Annotated in this window: 25 protein-coding genes and 1 pseudogene; 4 read left to right on the top strand and 22 right to left on the bottom strand. The window is 44.7% G+C overall.

Annotation, left to right across the window (positions count from 1 at the left end; genetic code table 11):
* Position 1: 1 nt before the first annotated feature.
* From sigF to ansA, 15 genes are all read right to left on the bottom strand, one after another.
* On the bottom strand, positions 2-769 hold the full coding sequence (gene sigF, locus UJ203_RS03785) for an RNA polymerase sporulation sigma factor SigF (protein ID WP_024121925.1): 768 nt from the start codon (positions 767-769) through the stop codon (positions 2-4).
* Between the two features lie 11 nt (positions 770-780).
* Positions 781-1,221, bottom strand: coding sequence for an anti-sigma F factor (spoIIAB, locus tag UJ203_RS03780; RefSeq protein WP_010334803.1), 441 nt, complete (start codon positions 1,219-1,221; stop codon positions 781-783).
* Positions 1,218-1,571, bottom strand: coding sequence for an anti-sigma F factor antagonist (gene spoIIAA, locus UJ203_RS03775; RefSeq protein WP_010334804.1), 354 nt, complete (start codon positions 1,569-1,571; stop codon positions 1,218-1,220). The genes spoIIAB and spoIIAA overlap by 4 nt, the downstream gene beginning before the upstream one ends.
* A gap of 95 nt (positions 1,572-1,666) precedes the next feature.
* A complete protein-coding gene (locus tag UJ203_RS03770; protein ID WP_322008639.1) occupies positions 1,667-2,836 on the bottom strand; it encodes a D-alanyl-D-alanine carboxypeptidase family protein in 1,170 nt (389 codons plus the stop codon).
* A gap of 157 nt (positions 2,837-2,993) precedes the next feature.
* A complete protein-coding gene (locus UJ203_RS03765) occupies positions 2,994-3,809 on the bottom strand; it encodes a purine nucleoside phosphorylase I, inosine and guanosine-specific (protein WP_322008638.1) in 816 nt (271 codons plus the stop codon).
* A gap of 12 nt (positions 3,810-3,821) precedes the next feature.
* On the bottom strand, positions 3,822-5,006 hold the full coding sequence (gene deoB, locus UJ203_RS03760; RefSeq protein WP_024121929.1) for a phosphopentomutase: 1,185 nt from the start codon (positions 5,004-5,006) through the stop codon (positions 3,822-3,824).
* Between the two features lie 161 nt (positions 5,007-5,167).
* Complete coding sequence (gene xerD, locus UJ203_RS03755; RefSeq protein ID WP_095713215.1) at positions 5,168-6,058, bottom strand: site-specific tyrosine recombinase XerD; 891 nt, start codon at positions 6,056-6,058, stop codon at positions 5,168-5,170.
* A gap of 7 nt (positions 6,059-6,065) precedes the next feature.
* Positions 6,066-6,293, bottom strand: a complete 228-nt coding sequence (locus tag UJ203_RS03750) for a YqzK family protein (RefSeq protein ID WP_010334808.1) — start codon at positions 6,291-6,293, stop codon at positions 6,066-6,068.
* 124 nt (positions 6,294-6,417) lie between these two features.
* Positions 6,418-6,867, bottom strand: coding sequence for a ferric iron uptake transcriptional regulator (gene fur, locus UJ203_RS03745; protein WP_024121932.1), 450 nt, complete (start codon positions 6,865-6,867; stop codon positions 6,418-6,420).
* A 112-nt stretch (positions 6,868-6,979) separates the two neighbouring features.
* Positions 6,980-7,624 (bottom strand): stage II sporulation protein M, encoded by a 645-nt coding sequence (gene spoIIM, locus UJ203_RS03740; RefSeq protein ID WP_024121933.1) that lies wholly within the window; start codon positions 7,622-7,624, stop codon positions 6,980-6,982.
* Between the two features lie 97 nt (positions 7,625-7,721).
* On the bottom strand, positions 7,722-7,943 hold the full coding sequence (locus UJ203_RS03735; RefSeq protein WP_322008637.1) for a hypothetical protein: 222 nt from the start codon (positions 7,941-7,943) through the stop codon (positions 7,722-7,724).
* Positions 7,944-8,057: 114 nt separating this feature from the next.
* Positions 8,058-9,380 (bottom strand): NAD-dependent malic enzyme, encoded by a 1,323-nt coding sequence (locus UJ203_RS03730; protein WP_322008636.1) that lies wholly within the window; start codon positions 9,378-9,380, stop codon positions 8,058-8,060.
* A gap of 15 nt (positions 9,381-9,395) precedes the next feature.
* Positions 9,396-10,802: a malate-H+/Na+-lactate antiporter MleN gene (mleN, locus tag UJ203_RS03725; RefSeq protein WP_322008635.1), complete on the bottom strand. Its 1,407-nt coding sequence runs from the start codon at positions 10,800-10,802 to the stop codon at positions 9,396-9,398.
* Positions 10,803-10,942: 140 nt separating this feature from the next.
* Positions 10,943-12,370, bottom strand: a complete 1,428-nt coding sequence (gene aspA / locus UJ203_RS03720; RefSeq protein ID WP_010334814.1) for an aspartate ammonia-lyase — start codon at positions 12,368-12,370, stop codon at positions 10,943-10,945.
* A gap of 45 nt (positions 12,371-12,415) precedes the next feature.
* A complete protein-coding gene (gene ansA, locus UJ203_RS03715) occupies positions 12,416-13,405 on the bottom strand; it encodes an asparaginase (RefSeq protein WP_322008634.1) in 990 nt (329 codons plus the stop codon).
* A gap of 182 nt (positions 13,406-13,587) precedes the next feature.
* Here ansA and UJ203_RS03710 point away from each other — a divergent pair, with 182 nt between their 5' ends.
* Complete coding sequence (locus UJ203_RS03710; RefSeq protein WP_024121939.1) at positions 13,588-13,938, top strand: helix-turn-helix domain-containing protein; 351 nt, start codon at positions 13,588-13,590, stop codon at positions 13,936-13,938.
* Between the two features lie 7 nt (positions 13,939-13,945).
* On the opposite strand, the gene UJ203_RS03705 is transcribed toward UJ203_RS03710, so the two are convergent.
* Together UJ203_RS03705 and nudF are read right to left on the bottom strand one after the other, a co-directional pair.
* Entirely contained in the window at positions 13,946-15,109 is a 1,164-nt protein-coding gene (locus UJ203_RS03705) for a TIGR00375 family protein (protein WP_322008633.1), read from the bottom strand.
* Between the two features lie 2 nt (positions 15,110-15,111).
* Positions 15,112-15,663, bottom strand: a complete 552-nt coding sequence (nudF, locus tag UJ203_RS03700; protein ID WP_322008632.1) for an ADP-ribose pyrophosphatase — start codon at positions 15,661-15,663, stop codon at positions 15,112-15,114.
* Positions 15,664-15,736: 73 nt separating this feature from the next.
* Here nudF and mciZ point away from each other — a divergent pair, with 73 nt between their 5' ends.
* On the top strand, positions 15,737-15,859 hold the full coding sequence (gene mciZ, locus UJ203_RS03695; RefSeq protein WP_024121940.1) for a Z-ring formation inhibitor MciZ: 123 nt from the start codon (positions 15,737-15,739) through the stop codon (positions 15,857-15,859).
* A gap of 63 nt (positions 15,860-15,922) precedes the next feature.
* On the top strand, positions 15,923-16,843 hold the full coding sequence (locus UJ203_RS03690; protein WP_322008631.1) for an aldo/keto reductase: 921 nt from the start codon (positions 15,923-15,925) through the stop codon (positions 16,841-16,843).
* Positions 16,844-16,874: 31 nt separating this feature from the next.
* Here UJ203_RS03690 and UJ203_RS03685 read toward each other — a convergent pair whose 3' ends face one another.
* Entirely contained in the window at positions 16,875-17,099 is a 225-nt protein-coding gene (locus tag UJ203_RS03685) for a YqkE family protein (protein WP_248338802.1), read from the bottom strand.
* 170 nt (positions 17,100-17,269) lie between these two features.
* Between UJ203_RS03685 and UJ203_RS03680 the strand changes: the two genes are divergently transcribed.
* Positions 17,270-18,175, top strand: a complete 906-nt coding sequence (locus UJ203_RS03680; protein WP_322008630.1) for an alpha/beta hydrolase — start codon at positions 17,270-17,272, stop codon at positions 18,173-18,175.
* Between the two features lie 36 nt (positions 18,176-18,211).
* Here the strand turns inward: UJ203_RS03680 and UJ203_RS03675 are convergent, their stop codons facing one another.
* From UJ203_RS03675 to UJ203_RS03660, 4 genes and pseudogenes are all read right to left on the bottom strand, one after another.
* Positions 18,212-18,451, bottom strand: a complete 240-nt coding sequence (locus tag UJ203_RS03675; protein ID WP_044154756.1) for a DUF2552 family protein — start codon at positions 18,449-18,451, stop codon at positions 18,212-18,214.
* A gap of 13 nt (positions 18,452-18,464) precedes the next feature.
* Positions 18,465-18,788: an iron-sulfur cluster biosynthesis family protein gene (locus UJ203_RS03670; protein ID WP_024121945.1), complete on the bottom strand. Its 324-nt coding sequence runs from the start codon at positions 18,786-18,788 to the stop codon at positions 18,465-18,467.
* Positions 18,785-19,816 carry a GNAT family N-acetyltransferase gene (locus UJ203_RS03665; RefSeq protein WP_322008629.1) on the bottom strand — a complete coding sequence of 344 codons (1,032 nt, stop codon included), beginning with the start codon at positions 19,814-19,816 and terminating at the stop codon, positions 18,785-18,787. Before UJ203_RS03665 ends, UJ203_RS03670 begins: the two co-directional genes overlap by 4 nt.
* Positions 19,794-20,151: pseudogene (locus tag UJ203_RS03660) on the bottom strand (antibiotic biosynthesis monooxygenase family protein). The gene UJ203_RS03665 and the pseudogene UJ203_RS03660 overlap by 23 nt, the downstream one beginning before the upstream one ends.
* Positions 20,152-20,154 lie beyond the last annotated feature (3 nt).

Here is a 20,154-nt window from a genome sequence, read left to right as displayed (position 1 = left end):
ACTAGCTTTCCGTATGATCCATTTGAACCTTGATCTGCTTTAATATTTTCTTTTCAAGCCTGGATACCTGCACCTGAGATATCCCCAGCCGCTCAGCAACTTCTGACTGCGTCTGATCTTTATAATACCGAAGATAGACGATTAATTTCTCCCTTTCTTCTAAATCGCTTATGGCTTCTTTCAGCGCAATTTTATCAAACCATTTCTCTTCTGAGTTATCGGCGATTTGGTCAAGCAGGGTAATCGGATCTCCGTCATTTTCATAAACTGTCTCATGAATCGAAGACGGAGCTCTTACTGCCTCTTGGGCTAACACGACATCTTCAGCTTCAATCTCCAAATGTTCGGCGATTTCCTGTACGGTCGGCACCCTGCCCAGTGTTTTTGAAAGTTCATCTTTCGCTCGGCGGATTTTGTTGCCAAGCTCTTTTAATGATCTTGACACCTTGACAGTTCCGTCATCACGGATAAAACGCTGGATTTCGCCGATAATCATCGGCACTGCATATGTCGAGAAGCGCACATCATAGGTTAAATCAAATTTATCAACAGATTTTAACAGCCCGATGCAGCCAATCTGAAAGAGGTCATCAGGCTCATATCCTCTGTTTAAAAACCGCTGTACGACAGACCAAACAAGACGCATGTTTTTTTCTATGAGGAGGTCTCTTGCCTGCTGGTCGCCATCTTGGCTCTGTTTGATTAATTCTTTTACTTCATGGTCCTTCAGCTGAGCGTTCTTACCGTTTTTCTTAACCTCCACATCCATAACAAATCTCCTTAATTACAAAGCGCTTTGCTTTTTGATAAGTGCTTTGTTAAGCGAATCGTCGTCCCCATTTCGGGCGATGAATCGATACTGACATCATCCATGAAGTTTTCCATAATGGTAAAGCCCATTCCAGAACGCTCCAGCTCAGGCTTTGTCGTGAATAAAGGCTGCCGGGCTTCTTCCAGATCTGTAATGCCGAGCCCTTCATCACGGATGGTCATATATACGACATGATCTTCCAGCGTCACCGAAATATATACTTTTCCGTCGCCATTTTCTTCGTACCCATGGATGATGGCATTCGTCACCGCTTCTGACACCACGGTTTTGATCTCGGTGAGTTCATCCATGGTCGGGTCAAGCTGTGCAATAAATGAAGCAACTGTCACACGCGCAAACGATTCATTTTGGCTGAGAGCTGAAAATTCAAGGTGCATTTCATTTTTCATGATGCCACCCCCAGCGTGAGCAGTGCCTGCTGCTCAGATTGTTCAAAACGAATAATTTTAAACAGGCCAGACATATCAAACAGCCGTTTCACTGCCGGAGAGATGGCGCAAACGACCATTTCCCCGCCAATTTGCTTAATTTGTTTGTATCTGCCTAAAATAACGCCAAGCCCCGAGCTGTCCATAAAGGAAAGGTCCTCCAGATTCAGCACGATATGACGAATATCATCCTTTTCCAATGATTCCGTTACTTTTTGTTTCAGCGTTTCAGCCGTATGGTGATCGAGTTCGCCTGTTAATCGAATACAAAGCACTGATTCTTTGACATGCATGTCAATTCCAAGGCTCATGCTCATTCCTCCTTGATATGATCGGATAATGAGTGTTTCGATTTCGCAGGAATGAATTCCTTCACCGTGACAAAACTAGTGATCATTCGGCATAATTACTTAAATTTTGTCCAATCTCCCATTGCCCTCTTTAAAAACGTTAAGTATCCGGCTTTTTCCATATCATCTTTAGCTACGACAGGACTTTCAGCAAGCACTTTTCCGTCCTTTTTCAACACCAGCGTGCCAAGCTCTTGGCCCTTTTGAACCGGAGCGCTAACATTGTTGTTCATTTTAATTTCTTTTTTCACATGTTTCATATCCTCGCCTTTTTTCGTCAATACAGAAATCGGCTCAGAAGTGGTGAGTTCTATCACTTTTTGTTTGCCTTTTTTGACCTTTGCTTTTGCTACTGTTTCATTTCGTTTGTATAAAGGATGTGTCTCATATTGGCTGAAAGCATAATCAAGCATCTTTGTGACTTGCGCATTTCTTTCCTTAGGTGTGCTTGCCCCGAACACAACGGCAATCGCCCGCATGTTCCCTTTTTTAGCCGAAGCGGTCAGGCAGTATTTCGCTTCTCCTGTATAGCCTGTTTTGACGCCGTCTACACCGGGATAAAATTTGATAAGCCTATTTGTATTCACTAACCAAAACTTTTTATCTGTGTTTTCACGTAAATAATCCTCATACGTACCTGTAAACTTGGTGATTGATTCATATTTCAATAATTCCTTAGCCATAATTGCCATGTCATAAGCCGAGCTGTAATGCCCTTCCTCGGTCAAGCCGGTCGGGTTTTTAAAGGATGTATCTTTTAATCCCAGCTCTTTCGCTTTTTTGTTCATTTTTTTCACAAATTCATCCTCGGAGCCTGAAATAAATTCAGCCATCGCTACGGACGCGTCATTTCCTGATGCAATCGCAATGCCCTTCAGCATTTCTGTAACTGTCATTTCCTCCCCGGGCTCAAGGAAAATCTGTGATCCGCCCATTGAAGCAGCATGTTCGCTCGTACGGACCTTATCACTCATCTTGATTTTTCCTTCGTCTAAGGCTTCCATGATTAAAAGCATCGTCATGATTTTTGTCATGCTTGCAGGCGCCAGTCTCTCACGGCTGTTCTTGTTGTAAAGCACTTTTCCAGTATCACGTTCAATCAGCACCGCAGACTTGGCTTCATGAGCAAGCTCCGATGTATGTTTTCCGTCTTGTTTTGCAAATGCGGACGGTGCAAATGTAAGCAGCATGATACCAATCAACAAAGTGGATAAAAGACGTTTCATCTCAAAAGCCCTCCATTTCATAATCCCTTTTATTTTTTCCAAGCTGAATGGTTTTATACACCACTGTTGGAAAATGTTTCGGGACTTTTTCGACATAAAAAAAGACAGCTGTTTCAATTAGAAACAGCTGTCTTCTTATCTTTTCTGAATTCCATTTTTATTCGTACTTAGCAACTACCGCTTTCACAAGCTGCAAGAATCCGGCTTTCACCTTTTCTGTCACTTCCATGACCTCATCGTGAGATAAAGGCTGATCCAAAATTCCGGCTGCTGCGTTCGAAATGCAGGAAATGCCGAGTACGCGGAGACCCGCATGGTTTGCCACAATCACTTCCGGTACGGTAGACATGCCGACTGCATCAGAACCCATTGTTCTTAAAAAGCGCACTTCCGCCGGTGTTTCGTAGGAAGGACCTGTCACAGCGGTATACACACCTTTTTGAATTGGAATGTTAAGGTCTTTCGCCATTTTTTCAGCCAGGCCGGAAAGATCTTTATCATAGGCTGAAGACATATCAGGAAATCTGGCGCCGAAATCTGCTTCGTTCGGCCCGATTAATGGGTTTGTCCCCATAAAGTTGATGTGATCTGTAATGATCATTAAGTCTCCCGCACGGAATTCAGTGTTTACGCCCCCTGCCGCATTTGTCACGATCAAAGCCTCGACTCCGAGCGCTTTCATGACGCGAACAGGAAAAGTGACTTTTTCCATTGAATAGCCTTCATAGAAATGAAAGCGGCCCTGCATGGCGATGACGGCAACTCCCTCAAGTGTGCCAAGCACAAGCTGTCCGGCGTGTCCCTCAACCGTTGATACCGGGAATTCCGGGATATCCTCATATTTCAGCTTAACAGGATTTTCGATTTCATCAGCCAAAATACCAAGACCTGAGCCTAAAATAAGGCCGATCTTTGGTGATTCAGGCAAGTTTTGTTGAATAAAAGCGGCTGCGCGTTCAATTCTGTCTTTCAAGAAACAGTCCCCCTATTGTAATAAAGATAAAAAGCTTTTACCGTATTTCGGTTTTTTTGTTTGGAAGTTATCCGCGATGGTTGCGCCGATATCGGCAAATGTATCTGCGAGCGGCAACATTTGTGCTTTCTCATGTTTTTTGCTGTACGCAAGAATCGGCACATACTCACGTGTATGGTCTGTTCCGTGATGAATCGGATCATTGCCGTGATCGGCTGTAATGATTAACAGATCATCTTCTTTCATTTGTTCGAATACTTCCGGAAGACGAGCATCAAATTCTTCAAGCGCGCGTCCGTAGCCCTCCGGATCACGGCGATGGCCGTATAAGGCGTCAAAATCAACAAGGTTTGCAAAGCTCAGACCCGTAAAGTCTTCTCCGAGCGTGTCAACCACCTTGTCCATTCCGTCCATATTGGATACCGTTCTGCGGGAAGACGTAATTCCTTCTCCATCATAAATATCAGAAATTTTTCCGATTGAAATGACATCTAAGCCGCTGTCTTTCAATTCATTCATCACAGTGCGGTCAAACGGCTTAAGCGCATAGTCGTGGCGGTTTGGCGTCCGTTTGAAATGTCCCGGCTCGCCGACGAACGGCCGTGCGATAATACGGCCTACCATATATTTCGGATCAAGCGTCAGCTCTCTCGCCGTTTCACAAATGCGGTACAGTTCTTCAAGCGGAACAACTTCTTCGTGAGCGGCAATTTGCAGAACAGAATCAGCTGAAGTGTACACAATTAAAGCGCCTGTCTCCATATGCTCTTTGCCGAGTTCGTCCAAAATAGCTGTGCCAGAAGCCGGCTTGTTTCCGATAATTTTGCGGCCCGATCTTTTCTCAAGCTCCTGAAGCAGTTCATCAGGAAAGCCTTCAGGGAACACTTTAAACGGTTTATCAATGTATAAGCCCATGATCTCCCAATGGCCTGTCATTGTATCTTTGCCGTTTGACGCTTCTTGCATTTTTCCAAAGTACGCGAGCGGCTGTTCTGTTTTTTCAACGCCCTTGATATCACCAATAAGGCCAAGGCCAAGTTTTGCCATATTCGGCATATGTAATCCGTTCATGTGCTCGGCAATATGCCCGAGCGTATTGGCGCCAACGTCATTAAAGTCGGCGGCATCAGGCGCTTCGCCAATACCGACTGAATCCATTACGATTAAAAACACGCGATTATATTTGTATGCAGGCATCATAAAAGCCTCCTTTTTTTCTATACGTCTATTGTATCGCCTAGAGGTCTGACAACTCAAGTATAAACCGTTTTCATTCCCGTTGACAATGCATTTGAAAATAATGAGAAACTTCATTATTTTCTGTCTGGCCTAAAGAAAAAAGCCGCAGCCTGCTGCGGCTAGGCACGCGGATGGTACTGCTTGTACACATCCTTCAGCCTTGTTTTCGTCACATGCGTATAGATTTGCGTCGTAGATATATCCGCATGACCGAGCATTTCCTGCACCGCTCTTAAATCAGCCCCGTTTTCAAGAAGATGCGTTGCAAAGGAATGCCTGAGTGTATGCGGGGTGAGCTCTTTTTTGATTCCGGCTTCGAGCGCAATTTTCTTCAGATTTTTCCAAAACCCCTGGCGGCTGATCTGCTTTCCGTGATGATTTAAAAAGAGTGCGTCCGACACTTTGTTCTTCAGCAGTTTCCCCCTGGCTTTCATCATATATTCTTCAATAGCAGAAGCAGCGGTTTCACCGATCGGCACAATCCGCTCTTTCCTCCCTTTTCCGAAACAGCGGACAAACCCCATTGACAAATGGACATCTGTCGTTTTCAATTCAATCATTTCACTGACTCGGATACCTGTGGCATAGAGCAGCTCCAGCATCGCTTTATCCCGATAGCCAAAAGGACTCGTAAGCTTAGGCGTGTCCAACAGCCGCTCAACCTCGTTCAGCGCCAGCACCTTTGGAAGCGTCCGTTCTGTTTTTTGTGTTTCGATATGTACGGAAGGGTCTTTGTCCGTCACCTTTTCCCTAAGCAGAAATTGATGAAAAGAGCGAATCGATGCCAAATGCCGCGCTGATGTCTTTCCGGATTTCCCCGAGTCCTTCAAGTGCTTCAAATATTGGATAATATGTATACGGGTCACATCGTTCCAATTGTTGATATGAAGGGTTTCTGTTAAATAAAGAGAATAGCTTTTCAAGTCACGTTCATAGGAGACCACCGTATTTTGAGAAAGCCCTCTCTCTACCATGACGTAGTGGATGAAATCCTTTATTTGATCTTTCACTCTAGATCTACTCCCCATTTTGGTAAAAAAAGATTAACCGGTCAAACCATCCGCCTTTTTCTTCCGCATCCATTTCAACAACTTTTACGGCAGAGCCTTCCGGTTTATCGTACCGATGATAGTTTTCATACTCTTGATTTACCCATATCATAGCATAATAGAAGAGAGCGGTAAAACCTGTGAACAGAATAAAAACCTTCAATGTATCAACAGCCGTTTTCAGGAATCTTCCCATGTCCCAATCGATCCTTTCTCTATGGTTCCAGTTATTTAAACCATATGCCAAATCAGAAAGGAATTATACGTCGAAACAGCAAAAAACCCTTTCCCCAAGAGAAAAGGTTCGAGCCCGGCATCGTCTATTCAGTTTCTTTTCCGTTACAGCGGTGGCAAATGCCGTGAAACGTCAATCTATGATCTTTGATCTTAAATTTCCAATCACGTTCAATGACTTCTTCTACGTCTTCAAGCAAATCTTCTTCAATTTCATCAACGGCTCCGCACTCCATGCACACCAAGTGGTGATGAAAGTGAGCTGCCCCCTCCTTACGAAGATCGTAACGGGACACGCCGTCTCCAAAGTTAATTTTATCAACGACTTTTAATTCAGTTAGTAATTCAAGCGTACGGTATACTGTTGCGAGACCGATCTCAGGAGATTTCTCTTTTACGAGGAGGTATACATCTTCTGCGCTTAAATGGTCTTCTTCGTTTTCAAGCAGCACTCTTACTGTCGCTTCACGCTGAGGCGTAAGTTTGTAGCTGGACGAGTGCAGCTGTTTCTTAATTCGATCAATACGGTTTTCCATGTCTTTCCCTCCTACGCCGCATTCCATGACTCATTATAACAAAATAAGCGCGGAGTTCCAACTATAATTATTATAAACTGATAAATAAAATGATTTTCTTTTAATAATGTTTTTAAAAAAGTCGCGATGTCAGCTTTTCCATCAAAACAGGCGACATGTATGCTTCAAAGAGAGACGAGATCAGCGCTAAAAATAAAATGATCAGGAGAACAACAGCATACCGCCCGAACCACTGGATCGGCGCATCATGCAGACTTCGTTTGACGAACAGCTGCCTGATCAGCTTTAAAGAAAATGCAATCGCACACGTGCCCATAATGAGGTAAGCTGGAATGAGCAGCACATTTTGCGGCAAAACCGAGACAAAGGATAAGAAAAAACCGCTGATTCCCATCTGGTTGACGAGAAATCCCACAGTAAATCCGACGACAATTCCTTTTAGAAAGATCATAATAAAAATGATCGGCATACCAATCACAGAAATGCCTAAAATCCACATCAGCCCTAAATACTTTACATTATGAAAAATGCTTTGCCAAAACATATCGGATGAGCTGGCCTGCTTTCCGTCTGATAGCTGTCCGAAAAATTGGCTTAAATAATAATATAAATCTTCTTTCTGGCTGATCGTCATGCTGTTGACAATAATAGCGCCAAAAATCACACCCATGAAAAACAGGACAGACACAAATATATAAAGAGAGAGATGATCCTTTACATGCCCGAGAAACATGTCCTTATAAGAAATTTTCCGCATATCGTTTCCTCCCGCCCGCTCTATTGATTTGATTTAATAGATTGTATGAAAGAAACGGAAAAACATGCTCTTTTTCAAAAAGAAACGATAGAGATTGCTAGGCGGCGGTTTCGGGCATAAAAAAATCCCTATCATCAAATGCATTATGATCATAAGGATTTTTGTGTTTATGCTTTCTTTTATTCAATATGTCTTTTATGCTTTTTGTCATTCTTTCATGGGTGCTGAAGGATGGAAAACTGCCTCTTGATAATAAGGCGTCCCGTCCGCTGTTTCTAAGCAGATGCTCCCGTTTTCTTTTCGCTCGGCTTTTTGCCATGCTGATCACTCCCTGTTTCATTTTGGTTCATTATAGCAAATGGAACTTGTTATTAAAATGTTTTGAACCTGTCAGAAAAAAACAGCACCTGTCGTGCCAGGTGCTGTTTTCATTTTAATGTTTGACCGCTGTAAGAGCTGCGCGTTCAACGGCGGCTGTCACTTCGTGATGGACCTTTGAATCCAGCGGCTGCGGAACCACATCGCCTGGCTTTGTGCAGGCTGCAATGGCCTCTGCTGCCGCCACAAGCATATCGTGATTGATCTCCTTGCTTTTGGCATTCAGTGCTCCTCTGAATATACCCGGGAAGCCAAGCACATTATTCACAGACCGCCCGTCAGCTGCATACGCTGCGCCGGCCTGCAAAGCAGCCTCAGGCTCAATTTCCGGCTTCGGATTGGATAAAGCCAATATGACCTGACCAGATCGTACGAATTCAGGTTTAATTAAACCAGGAACTCCTGTGGTGGCAATGACAATATCACATGTTTCCATTAACTCTTCGATGCTGGCAGCTGTCTGTCCGCCGTATTGCTTAAGACGACTCATCGCCGCCTCTGATTTATCTGTACCGCATACAGCTTTGACGCCGTAAGCCATAAACATCCGGCAGATGGCTACGCCCGCTGCGCCGAGGCCGATCTGCCCCACTTTTGCTTCTTTCAAGTCAACGCCCGCGCTTTTACATGCCGAAATGGCAGCTGCCAGCGTGACGACAGCTGTCCCATGCTGATCATCGTGCATGACAGGAATATTGAGCTCCTCTTTTAGGCGATCTTCAATTTCGAAGCAATGCGGTGACCCGATATCCTCAAGCAGGATGCCGTTAAATCCTGGTGAAATATGTTTTACCGTATTGATGATTTCTTCAGGGTCACTTGTATCCAGCAAAATCGGGATACCGCTGATCCCTGCCAGCTGATCAAACAGCGCGGCCTTTCCTTCCATAACAGGCATTCCCGCCACAGAGCCGATGTTACCAAGGCCGAGAATCGCTGTTCCATCGGTTACAATTGCGACCGAGTTGCTGATTGTTGTATAGATATCAGCCTTCTGAGGTTCTTTCTCGATCAGTCTGCAGACGTCTGCTACACCTGGCGTATAGACGCGCCCGAGCTCTGCCAGCGAACGGATTGGCATTTTGCTTTTCATTTGGATTTTTCCGCCTTCATGAGCAGACAGGACTTCATCAGATACCGTGTGAAGCCTGATCCCTTCGCCAAGAGCCTGAACAGCCATGATCACTTCCTGAAGCTGTTCTTCATTTTCCACTTGTACAGTAATATTGCGCATCGTGTAATTGGGTCCGACTTTTACCGTCTCCACATCACCAATGTCTCCGCCCAGAAGGCCGATTGCTGTAGCCACTCTTCCGAGATTTCCGGGAACCGAAGGCGTTTCTATCATCAGTGTCCGAATCATGTGTTTCGCTATCATTCAGTGATCCTCCCCTTAGCCTAGTTTTTCAGCTTGAGCTGTATCGTTTTTCGTATACCATATACATTTTCCTGTATAACCATAGATAATGGCAAGACCTATTGCGACAAAACTGAGCCACATAAACGGCAGATAAGAGAAGGTAGAAACTCCTAAAATCCCGGCCATGTAAATGCCGTTATCAGACCAAGGGACCATACCTGAAGTCAAAGTTCCCCCGACCTCTGAATTACGGGATAGAACTCTTCTGTCCAGATGCAAACGGTCATAGCTGTCTTCCATAATCTTCGGTGTCAAAATAAGAGATACATACATGGCACACCCAAAGATGTTCGCCAAAAATGCTACAATCAGCGTAGATAACGTCACATTGCCCGCTGATGTCAATTTCTTTTCAAACAATGAAACAATGACTTTTAACACACCTAGCTTCTCAAGCAACCCGCCAAAACCGAGACCAAAGATAATCACGACGAGAGACCCGAGCATGCCTACGATGCCTCCGCGGTTTAAGAGGCCGTTTAAAAATTCAACATCTGTTTTAATAGAGAACCCGTTGTACGCTGTTGCAATCGCATCCGCGAAATTCATGCCTTGGAAAACAGCAGCCCAGACAGCGCCAAGCAATGCACCAATTACGATAACCGGCATAGATGGCTTTTTCATCGCTAATAAGACGATAACGATTACAGCCGGGATCAGCATCCAAATATGAATGTCAAATGTATTCTGCAATGAAGATTTCAAAAATTCAACTTTGTCGAGGTCAATATTTTTCCCGCCGTACATAAATCCAACAGCTGTAAAGAGAATAGCCGTAATCACATATGCTGGTATTGATAAATAAAGCATCGCTCTGACGTGGTCCAATACATCCACTTTTGATAATGAAGAAGCCAGGACTGTGCTGTCAGACAGAGGAGACAGCTTGTCCCCGAAGTAAGCTCCGGAAAGAATGGCTCCAGCTACAAGAGGAAGCGGGATTCCGAGGCCTTCACCAATTGCGATCATGGCGATGCCGGCTGTTCCTACTGTTCCCCATGACGTTCCTGTTGCCACAGACATAATAGAACAAATAATTAATGTTGCGAGTAAAAAGATACTAGGATGAATAAATTCTAATCCATAATAAATCAAGGTCGGCACGACGCCTCCGGCAATCCATGTTCCAATGAGCGCTCCGACTGAAACGAGAATCAGAACAGCTTCAAGACCATTAGATATCCCATGAACAATCGCGTTTTGCAGATCTTTATATGAATAACCCAGTCTGATTCCGAGAATCATTGCAATAAACCAAGAAACAAAAAGCGCTAGCTGTATTGGCAAGTCTAAAAAGACTGTAAACGACAGAACAAGTGCTAAAAATGCTCCTAGTACGATAATAATTTCAAATAGTGTTGGCAATCTTACATCCTTCAAAAGAAGTCCCCCTTAATGAAAAAGCTAAAACGCTTTCAATAAATAGTGCAACACGTATACTATACTTCCTCATCCCTATGCTTGTAAACAGCTTATTCACCGGCTATCCAGAGGTGAATAAGCTGCATTTTGTTTAAATTTTATTTTTCTAATAGCTCTTTTCCGGCAATCCCTGGCTTTGTCATCTCGTATGGATTTAAAATGATATCCAGTTCTTCTTCTGTCAGCACATCATGCTGAAGGCAAAGATCACGGACGGATTGGCCTGTCATAATCGCTTCCCTGGCGATTCGGGCAGCCGCTTCATAGCCAAGATGCGGATTCACAGCGGTAATAACGCCAGCGCTTTTTTCTACGTATTGTTTCAAGCGTTTTTCATTAGCTTCGATGCCTTTTAAGCAATAGTCAGTGAAGGAACGGAAACCATTGTTCATAATGCTGATTGATTGCAGCAGATTAAAGACGAGCACTGGCTCCATAACGTTTAACTCAAGCTGACCTGCTTCTGAAGCTAGGCAGATGGTATTATCGTTTCCAATCACCTGGAACGCAATTTGGTTAATGAGCTCCGCCATAACCGGATTGACTTTACCCGGCATGATGGAAGATCCCGGCTGGCGGGCAGGCAGAGAGATCTCCGCAAGTCCGGCGCGCGGTCCCGATGCCATTAAACGAAGGTCGTTTGCGATCTTCGACATGTTCATCATGCAGACTTTTAATGATGCAGAAACTTCTGTGTAAGCATCTGTATTTTGCGTTGCATCGACAAGATGGTCAGCGCCGACAAGAGGCAGTCCGCTAATATCAGCAAGGTGTTTAACGACTTGTTTGATATATTCCGGATCGGCGTTCAGTCCAGTGCCGACAGCAGTAGCGCCCATGTTGACTTCATACAGGTGCTGCCGGGATTGTTTAATGCGTTTAATATCACGCTCAAGAACACGGCTGTATGCTTCAAATTCCTGGCCGAGACGAATCGGAACAGCGTCTTGGAGGTGAGTCCGTCCCATTTTAATGACAGAATCAAATTCCTGTGCTTTTTGTTTAAACACACCATGCATGTCTTCCATCGTCTTAAGCAGTTTTTCCAGCAGATTCAGTGTGGATATATGAATGGCTGTCGGAAATACATCGTTTGTTGACTGAGACATATTAACGTGTGTGTTAGGGCTTAAATGGATGTATTCTCCCTTTTTATGACCCATGATTTCAAGCGCGCGGTTTCCGATGACCTCGTTCGCATTCATGTTCATGGATGTACCAGCGCCGCCTTGAATCGGATCAACGATAAACTGGTCGTGCCACTTGCCTTCCAGAATCTCGTCAGCGGCTTGTACGATAGCTTGGCCAATTCCTTCATACAGCCGTTTTACATCCATGTTTGCAAGAGCGGCAGCTTTTTTTACAATCGCCAGCGCGTTAATCATTTCTTCATGGATTTTATATCCCGTAATCGGAAAGTTTTCTGAAGCACGCAGCGTTTGGATGCCGTAATAGACATCTGCTTCAATTTGTTTTTCTCCAAGGAAATCTTTTTCCACGCGGTATTCTTTTTGGCCGTTCAACATAATCTTTAACCTACTTTCTCTATAATGGTTATAGTTTTAGCTTTTTTACAGGACAACGTCATCGGCAATCGGTGTTTCCATAATTCTTTTTACGACTGGCAGATCTGAGGATTGGCCGAGTGCCCACATTAATTTAGGAACGATTGCTTCAGTGTTCATGTTTCTAGAGCGGATAATCAAGTCCTGATTGACTCTGCGGCCGACTTCGTAAATACTCATATCTTCGCCTTCTTCCAAGCATTGAGTCGTAATGACGACAACGATGCCGCTTTCAATCAGCTCATTTACTTTGGACAAAATGTCTCTGCCTTCAAACGGAACGCCTCCGCTGCCATAACTTTCGATGACAATTCCTTTGTACATGCTTCTCAGAGCGTCCAGCATTTCCGGCTTTAAGCCCGGATGCAGCTTAAGCAGACAAACATCTGTGCATAGTGACGTGTCAACTGTGAAAGAGTCGTTCTCTGGTTCCGTTACTTGTTTGTTGTATTCAATCCCGTCTTCTGTAATAAAAGCGATATATGGATAATTGATGCTTTCAAACGCGTCATAGCTTTTCGTTCTTAACTTGATCGCACGTGTTCCTTGAATGACTCTGCCGTCAAACACAACATAAACCCCACCTACGCCTTCACAGGCAAAGCGAATGGCATCTGTAATATTTTTTTTGGCGTCTGTCTTTTGAAAGGTAATCGGAATCTGCGAGCCTGTAATCACAATCGGCTTTTTAGCATGCTGCAGCATATAAGATAATGCGGCAGATGTATAGGCCATTGTATCTGTACCATGGGTAATAACAAACCCGTCATAGGCATCATAATTTTCCTTAACGGCTTCCGCTATCTCCACCCAGTATTCAGGCTGCATATTGGTGCTGTCTATATTCATAAGCGATTGGGTTTCCATCGTGTAATCGTTATCAAGTTTTGATACGTAACTTAACAACTCGTCAGCCTTCACCCCCGGGGCAAGCCCGTTTTCCCCTTCAACTGAAGCGATCGTTCCCCCAGTTGTCAACATCAATAATTTTTTCATACCATACACCTCTTCACTATATCTAAAGATGGGTTTGCGAGAAGGCATTCGCTTTTCGCATACTTTTAATGCAATTATAGACACGGAAAATAAAATACGCAAGACATTATTATTCAATTCGCGTACACTTCCGAATACCTATATGATATAATCAGCTCAAGTTGAAAAAGGAGCGGAAGTCCATGAATTTAGATCGTTTAACTGAATTGAGAAAAAAGAAAAATTGGTCGCTTCAATATACGGCTGACCTCCTGGGCATCGCAAAAAGCACATACGCGGGATACGAGTCCGGCTACCGTCGCCCTTCGCTTGAGGCGCTGGCAATGCTGGCAGACCTTTTTGACACAACCTGCGATGACCTCTTAGGCCGCCCAAAGCAAAAGCAGACTGCTCCTCAGACCATTGAATTGACCACGTGGAGCAGCCTTGACATTGACATTGCTGTTGACGGCAAGCCGCTGTCTGAAGACGAAATTATACAGCTGATCACCTTTATCCGGACAAAGAGAAAAGTCCAGGAGGAACTGAGTTAATTTTCACTCAGGACTTAACTTTCCCGTAGGTTCCTCCTCCTCCGGCTTTCAGTTCAAGCTTTCCTGACCTCGCTTTCACAATAAGAGCGGCGGTTTTCGGCGGAACAACCCGCGCCAGATCCTCCTCTGAAGTCTCATGGAGAACAGCCATTTCTGTGCCAAAGGCAGTCTTCAGCTTGTGCAGGGTTTTCGGTCCGACACCCGGAACAAATTGCAGCGGTATTTGATGGACATATCTAGGACGCGTTATGCCTTTTCCAAACTGATCACTCAGTTCGCGCAGTCTCTCGCTGACACCCTTTGTCAATCTGGCACTTCCGCATTCCGCGCACGCCGTTGCCCCGCTCACTGTACGCTCCCCGCATACTTCACAAGCCGTTTGATAATACTTCCCCAACAGCGGATCTAATCCGTAATTTGCAGTAATTTTCCTGTTATCCTGTCCCTTTAATGCAAGAGCAAACTCAGAAAAATCAGCTGACTGCACATATAGTTCATTATATTCTCTGCCGATCTTCCCTAAGGAATGCGCATCAGAATTTGTTAAAAATGAATATTTATTTAATTCGGATACCCGTGAAGCCATAGGAGTGTCACAGCTTAAACCAAGCTCGACCGCATCTATCATAGAAGGATCAAAAACCTCAGTTAAACTTGACTTAACCCCTTTTCCGTACAAGCTTTTGTGGGGCGTGAAAATATGGGCGGGGATAAACAATCCGCCCATTTCCTTTACTTTTTTTTGAAGGTTCAAGCCTGTTTCGTATATCCGCTGCGAGCTTAAGTGAATATTTTTCATCCGCGCTGAAAGCCAGGCTGAAAATTGTTTCATATCAGCGAGTGTCGGCATAAAAGCGAGCACATGAATCGGCCCGCTGCAGGCTTCATCGTAAATCTCCAGCTCGCTTCCCAATAAAAGAGTTGTGCTGCGATAACGGATTCCGCCGCCCTCAAGCTCGTGATACCTGCCTGAAGCAATGCCTTCCTCAAGCTCTAATATTACTTCCGGGGAATGGCAGTCAATAATCCCCAGAAGTTCAATCCCTTTATTTTCACTGGCCTCAACCAAAATCCGGTCCAGCGTCAGGGTTTTTGCACCTGTTATTTTGACAGCCCTTCCTGTATAGGTCCGGCCGATATGAATGTGTAAATCCGCGTAAATCTTTTTCATTTTTATGCTTGCAGCGCTTCTTTCAGCTGAAGATATTGAATCGCATAGGCTGTCTTTGCGTCGTATACCTCACGCGACACAACCAGCTTCAGTGCGTCTTCAAGCGTCACCTCCATCACTTCAACAAACTCGTCCTCATCAAGCTCCCGTTTTTCTTCAAGCACAGACAGCTCTTCCGCAAGAAAAACGTGAACAATTTCATCGGCAAAACCGGGCGATGTATAGAATGCTGTGATTTTCGTCAGCTTTTTCGCTGTGTATCCTGTTTCTTCTTCCAGCTCCCGAAGCGCCGTATACTCCGGCTCTTCTCCTTTTTCCAGCTTTCCGGCCGGTATTTCAACGATCGTCCGCTCCAGCGGCTTCCGGAATTGTTTCACCATTATGATTTTCCCTTCGTCTGTGACAGCCAGCACCGCTACAGCACCCGGGTGTTTTACAATTTCGCGTTTACTCGTTTTTCCGTTTGGGAGCTCGACGTCCTCTACATAAAGATCAATAACTTTACCCGAAAAAATCTGTTCTTTAGCAATTGTTTTTTCTTCTAAGTGTTTCATTTCTTCATCTCCCGTTCTGTCTCTATATCATGCCCCATACATTTTATCATACTAGAGAAAAGGGGGCTTCTTTATGAAAGTGTACCGTATGCAAAAGGGCGTCGTTTTAGTGGGAAAAGCGTGGGAGGTGCGGGCGAAGCTTAAGGAATACGGGCGCACATTCCGGTATGTGAAAGATTGGGTTTCCGAGCCGTAAAAGTTGAAAACTCCGCTCCTTTATATTACGGTCATTACAAAGCCTAAAAAAAGGAGTGTGCACATGAGAAAGCGCAAACTAGGTTCATCTGATTTAGAAATAAGCGAAGTCGGACTTGGCTGTATGTCCCTTGGAACCGAAAAAAATAAAGCGCTGTCGATCCTTGATGAAGCCATTGAGCTTGGCATCAACTATCTCGACACAGCTGATTTGTATGACCGCGGCCGCAATGAAGAAATCGTCGGCGAAGCGATTCAAAACAGACGCCAGGATATTATTTTGGCCACAAAAGCGGGAAACCGCTGGAGTGACGAAAGTGAAGGCTGGTATTGGGACCCTTCAAAAGCTTACATAAAAGAAGCTGTGAAAAAGAGCTTGACACGTCTGAAAACGGATTATATCGACCTGTATCAGCTTCACGGCGGCACAATAGAAGATAACATTGATGAAACGATTGAAGCATTTGAAGAATTAAAACAAGAAGGTGTCATTCGTTATTATGGAATTTCTTCTATTCGCCCGAACGTCATTAAAGAATATATAAAAAAGTCAAACATCGTCAGCATTATGATGCAATTCAGCCTGTTTGACAGACGGCCGGAGGAATGGCTCCCGCTTTTAGAGGAACATCAGATCAGTGTCGTTGCCAGGGGCCCGGTCGCTAAAGGGCTGCTGACTGAGAAACCGCTTGAACAAACGGCTGACAGTATCAAACAAAACGGGTACTTATCCTATTCGTTCGAGAAACTGACAAATGCCCGCAAAGCGATGGAGAATGTCGCGCCAGATCTGTCCATGACAGAAAAGTCGCTGCAGTATCTGTTAGCACAGCCTGCTGTCGCCTCAGTGATTACAGGCGCCAGTAAGATTGAGCAGTTACGGGAAAACGTTCATGCTGCAAACGCACGGCGTTTAAGTGAAGAGGAAATCAAAGCGCTCCAATCTCATACGAAACAAGACGTTTACGAAGCCCACCGCTCTTAACAGAAAAACCAGCACCTGTACAGGTGCTGGTTTATTTATATTGATGCCAATCCAACGGACTTTCATTTAGGAGCTCTTCGAAGGTTTTATTTTTTTCGATCTCCTTTTTCTTTCTGATCTGTTCTGCTTTTTCTCTTTTCTGTCTCTCCTGATCCTCTTCCTTCAATTGGCTTTTCATCTGCATCAGCTTTTCTTTTATATCGGATTGAAGGTCGTCTTTTAATTGGTGTTTGTCAGCGGATTTTTGTTTTTTCATGCTCGCTTCCCCCGTGTTTTTGTTTTGAAGCCAGTTTATCACGGAGATTCAGGCTGAACAAGAAGACTCTCTTCTGAAAAAGCTGTCATATTTTTCTGCCGGCTCATCAGCGTTTAGGTATAATGGTTTTAGAAGGTTATCCATAATAGAGTTGAAAGGTGCTGTGTCTTTTGAAAAGATTCCTTTTAGCCGTCGGCGCTGTCTTGGCAGCTGTAGCTGCTATCGGTATTTGCTTCACAAATATCATTATGTTCATAAAGAAAAAAACCGACGATGAGATTATGAAAAGAGAAACAGATGACGGGCATGATGTATTTGAATCGTTTGAACGCATGGAGAAAACGGCTTTTGTGATTCCATCGGCTTACGGATATGCTATAAAAGGCTACTATGCTGCACCGCACGATACATCAAATACAATGATCATCTGCCACGGTGTGACCGTAAATGTATTGAATTCTCTCAAATATATGGATTTATTTCTTGACCTCGGCTGGAATGTGCTGATTTACGATCATCGCCGGCACGGACAAAGCGGCGGAAAGACTACAAGCTATGGTTTTTATGAAAAGGATGATTTAAACGAGGTCGTCAAATGGGTCAAAGACAAAACCGGTAACCGCGGATTGGTTGGAGTTCATGGTGAATCAATGGGAGCAGTGACAGCTCTGCTGTATGCAGGCGCACATCCTGACGATGGCGCTGATTTTTATATTGCCGATTGCCCGTTTGCAAGCTTCGAGGAACAGCTTGCGTATCGTCTGAAAGCGGAATACCGGCTGCCTTCCTGGCCGATTCTTCCCATTGCCGACTCCTTTTTGCGGTTCAGGGACGGCTACCGCGCACGCGATGTATCTCCGCTTGCCGTCATCGAAACGATCGAAAAGCCGGTCCTCTTTATTCACAGCAGGCACGATGATTATATTCCTGTTTCTGCAACCGAGCGGCTTTATAAAAAAAAGCCCGGTCCAAAGGAACTCTATATTGCTGAAGCTGGAGAACACGCCATGTCGTATACAAAAAATCGGGACACGTATCGAAAAACCGTGCAAGCCTTTTTAGACAAAATAACGTAAAAAACGAAAGGCCCCTATCGGCCTTTCGCTTTTCCATCATAAAACGTCTGTGATGCCATCCATATGTTCACTGATCCACTCAATCGCAAGGTCTATCGTTGTAAACTCCTGCGCTTCAAATGTCATTTCATCCTGCAAAAGCCAAACATCCTTCTCGACGGATTGCGCTCCTCCGATTGACCAATGCAGCAGTGTGTAGGGATGGTTTTTGTTCAGAAAGGATACCCACGTTTTATTCTGTGCTGTATTCTTAATTGACTTCAGCTTTTGTTCCACGTTTCGTGTCTCCCTACTTTACTAATATGCTCATTCTTGGACTGAGCATTTGAGCCGGACTTTTCAGCGCCAGCGTTTTGGCTTTTTCATTGTAATCGATTGTCATTTGATCGTCAAAAAACACTTTTTGCGACGACTGGATATATAGCGGAATGCCGTTCGTTTCCAGCTGCTCACACTGTCCCGCTAATTCCTCTGTCACCCAGATGGTCGGTACACCGCTTACTGCGCAGCCGCATCCTTCAGCGTCATAACGGAGCTGTGCCTTTTTTCCCGGGTTGGCGTCAAGCGCCTGCTGCAGTGCCTGTTTTGCTGCATCTGTCACATGAATGTTCATAAGGTGAAACCCCCGTTTTTTTCATTTTCGCTATTGTAGCACACCACGCGTCCGTTCGCATTGTTTCTGCTTTTTTTCCACCGCTTCGCTTTTTCTTCTGCAGCCTTGATCCAATCGTTTTTTCCCTGTATGTATTGCTTGATATTATCCGGGTACTGGGCCGCCAGCTGTTTTTTGAGCGCGGCGTATTCATTCGCTATTTCCGGATGAGCTGTGAGATAATCTCTGAACACCAAATGCCTTTCAATAGCAGGATGCCCTCCCTCATAGATATGGACATGATGAGTACGCTTATTTCCGCCCTTTTGAAAATAGCGTCTGCCAATCATGCCGTTTTCTCCTTTCGGCATATAGTCGAGCTCCGCCATTTTCGAATCATATTGGTTCACGGCCGCGATATCCTTTACTGAAATCAGGATATCAATGACCGGCTTTGCCGCCATATTTGGTATCGATGTGCTTCCGACATGATGCACGTCAATGATCTCCGGGCCAAGCACAAGCTTCAGACGATCTTTTTCCTCACTAAACAGCCGTGCCCATTCTTCATTGTAGTGAACGACTTCAACCTTTCTTTTCGGATAGAGATGAAAGACTGACAGCAAAAGCCCCTCTGACGCTTTGACGGTTTTCGTCTTTACAAACCCTGCCTGCGTATACAGCGACACGGCCGGGTTGTTTTTCTCGGCTGTTACAACCTCGATTTTCTCAGCGTCTTCGTTCTGATCAATAACAAATTGCACGAGTGCTCGTCCAATGCCTTTTCTGAAACCGTCGGGATGCACAACAAGTCTGCAAATTGTCAGCTCATGTATACACTTCTCGTATGAAATGACACCGAGCAGTTTCCCGTCTTCCCGGTATCCCGCAAATCGCTCCTGAGAGGCTCTGATATCCTCAGCTTTTTCGTGTAAAGCAGGGATTCCGTCAAAACCGATAAGCTCCGCTTCTTTTACATAAGCTGGCTTTTGAACGTCAATAATCTCACGCGATACAGCCTCCTCCTTATGCTGAAGAAATGCAATCATTTGTTTTCTCCTGAAAACAGCCGCTGCTTCTCGACTTTGGCGACGCGGACCGCATACGATTCATACCATACGCTTTTTCCTTTCTCTTTCGCTGCCTGATGTTCGGTGTGATGCTTCCAATGATTGATTGCGTCCATACTCTCCCAATAGGAAACTGTGATGCCGGTTCCATCCGCTCCGCGAACGCTTTCCACACCTAAAAATCCGGGCTGGCTCGCCGCAAGCGAAACCATCCGCTCTGCTGTTTCTCCATAAGCTTCGTCATTTTCACTTTTGACAGAAGAAAAGATAACAGCATAATAAGGAGGCTCAGGTGTTTTTTTAAAAAAATCCATAGC

The organism is Bacillus sp. V26 (assembly GCF_034296245.1).
GTDB lineage: Bacteria > Bacillota > Bacilli > Bacillales > Bacillaceae > Bacillus > Bacillus halotolerans.
This window is presented reverse-complemented; position numbering and strand designations above follow the sequence as displayed.

What these genes read in the sequence shown, in the direction of transcription:
- sigF (WP_024121925.1), bottom strand. Translation starts at nt 769, where the DNA reads ATGGATGTGGAGGTTAAGAAAAACGGTAAGAACGCTCAGCTGAAGGAC.
- spoIIAB (WP_010334803.1), bottom strand. Translation starts at nt 1,221, where the DNA reads ATGAAAAATGAAATGCACCTTGAATTTTCAGCTCTCAGCCAAAATGAA.
- spoIIAA (WP_010334804.1), bottom strand. Translation starts at nt 1,571, where the DNA reads ATGAGCCTTGGAATTGACATGCATGTCAAAGAATCAGTGCTTTGTATT.
- UJ203_RS03770 (WP_322008639.1), bottom strand. Translation starts at nt 2,836, where the DNA reads ATGAAACGTCTTTTATCCACTTTGTTGATTGGTATCATGCTGCTTACA.
- deoB (WP_024121929.1), bottom strand. Translation starts at nt 5,006, where the DNA reads ATGCCTGCATACAAATATAATCGCGTGTTTTTAATCGTAATGGATTCA.
- UJ203_RS03750 (WP_010334808.1), bottom strand. Translation starts at nt 6,293, where the DNA reads ATGGGAAGATTCCTGAAAACGGCTGTTGATACATTGAAGGTTTTTATT.
- fur (WP_024121932.1), bottom strand. Translation starts at nt 6,867, where the DNA reads ATGGAAAACCGTATTGATCGAATTAAGAAACAGCTGCACTCGTCCAGC.
- spoIIM (WP_024121933.1), bottom strand. Translation starts at nt 7,624, where the DNA reads ATGCGGAAAATTTCTTATAAGGACATGTTTCTCGGGCATGTAAAGGAT.
- UJ203_RS03735 (WP_322008637.1), bottom strand. Translation starts at nt 7,943, where the DNA reads ATGGCAAAAAGCCGAGCGAAAAGAAAACGGGAGCATCTGCTTAGAAAC.
- UJ203_RS03730 (WP_322008636.1), bottom strand. Translation starts at nt 9,380, where the DNA reads ATGATAGCGAAACACATGATTCGGACACTGATGATAGAAACGCCTTCG.
- aspA (WP_010334814.1), bottom strand. Translation starts at nt 12,370, where the DNA reads ATGTTGAACGGCCAAAAAGAATACCGCGTGGAAAAAGATTTCCTTGGA.
- ansA (WP_322008634.1), bottom strand. Translation starts at nt 13,405, where the DNA reads ATGAAAAAATTATTGATGTTGACAACTGGGGGAACGATCGCTTCAGTT.
- UJ203_RS03710 (WP_024121939.1), top strand. Translation starts at nt 13,588, where the DNA reads ATGAATTTAGATCGTTTAACTGAATTGAGAAAAAAGAAAAATTGGTCG.
- UJ203_RS03705 (WP_322008633.1), bottom strand. Translation starts at nt 15,109, where the DNA reads ATGAAAAAGATTTACGCGGATTTACACATTCATATCGGCCGGACCTAT.
- nudF (WP_322008632.1), bottom strand. Translation starts at nt 15,663, where the DNA reads ATGAAACACTTAGAAGAAAAAACAATTGCTAAAGAACAGATTTTTTCG.
- mciZ (WP_024121940.1), top strand. Translation starts at nt 15,737, where the DNA reads ATGAAAGTGTACCGTATGCAAAAGGGCGTCGTTTTAGTGGGAAAAGCG.
- UJ203_RS03690 (WP_322008631.1), top strand. Translation starts at nt 15,923, where the DNA reads ATGAGAAAGCGCAAACTAGGTTCATCTGATTTAGAAATAAGCGAAGTC.
- UJ203_RS03685 (WP_248338802.1), bottom strand. Translation starts at nt 17,099, where the DNA reads ATGAAAAAACAAAAATCCGCTGACAAACACCAATTAAAAGACGACCTT.
- UJ203_RS03670 (WP_024121945.1), bottom strand. Translation starts at nt 18,788, where the DNA reads ATGAACATTCATGTGACAGATGCAGCAAAACAGGCACTGCAGCAGGCG.
- UJ203_RS03665 (WP_322008629.1), bottom strand. Translation starts at nt 19,816, where the DNA reads ATGATTGCATTTCTTCAGCATAAGGAGGAGGCTGTATCGCGTGAGATT.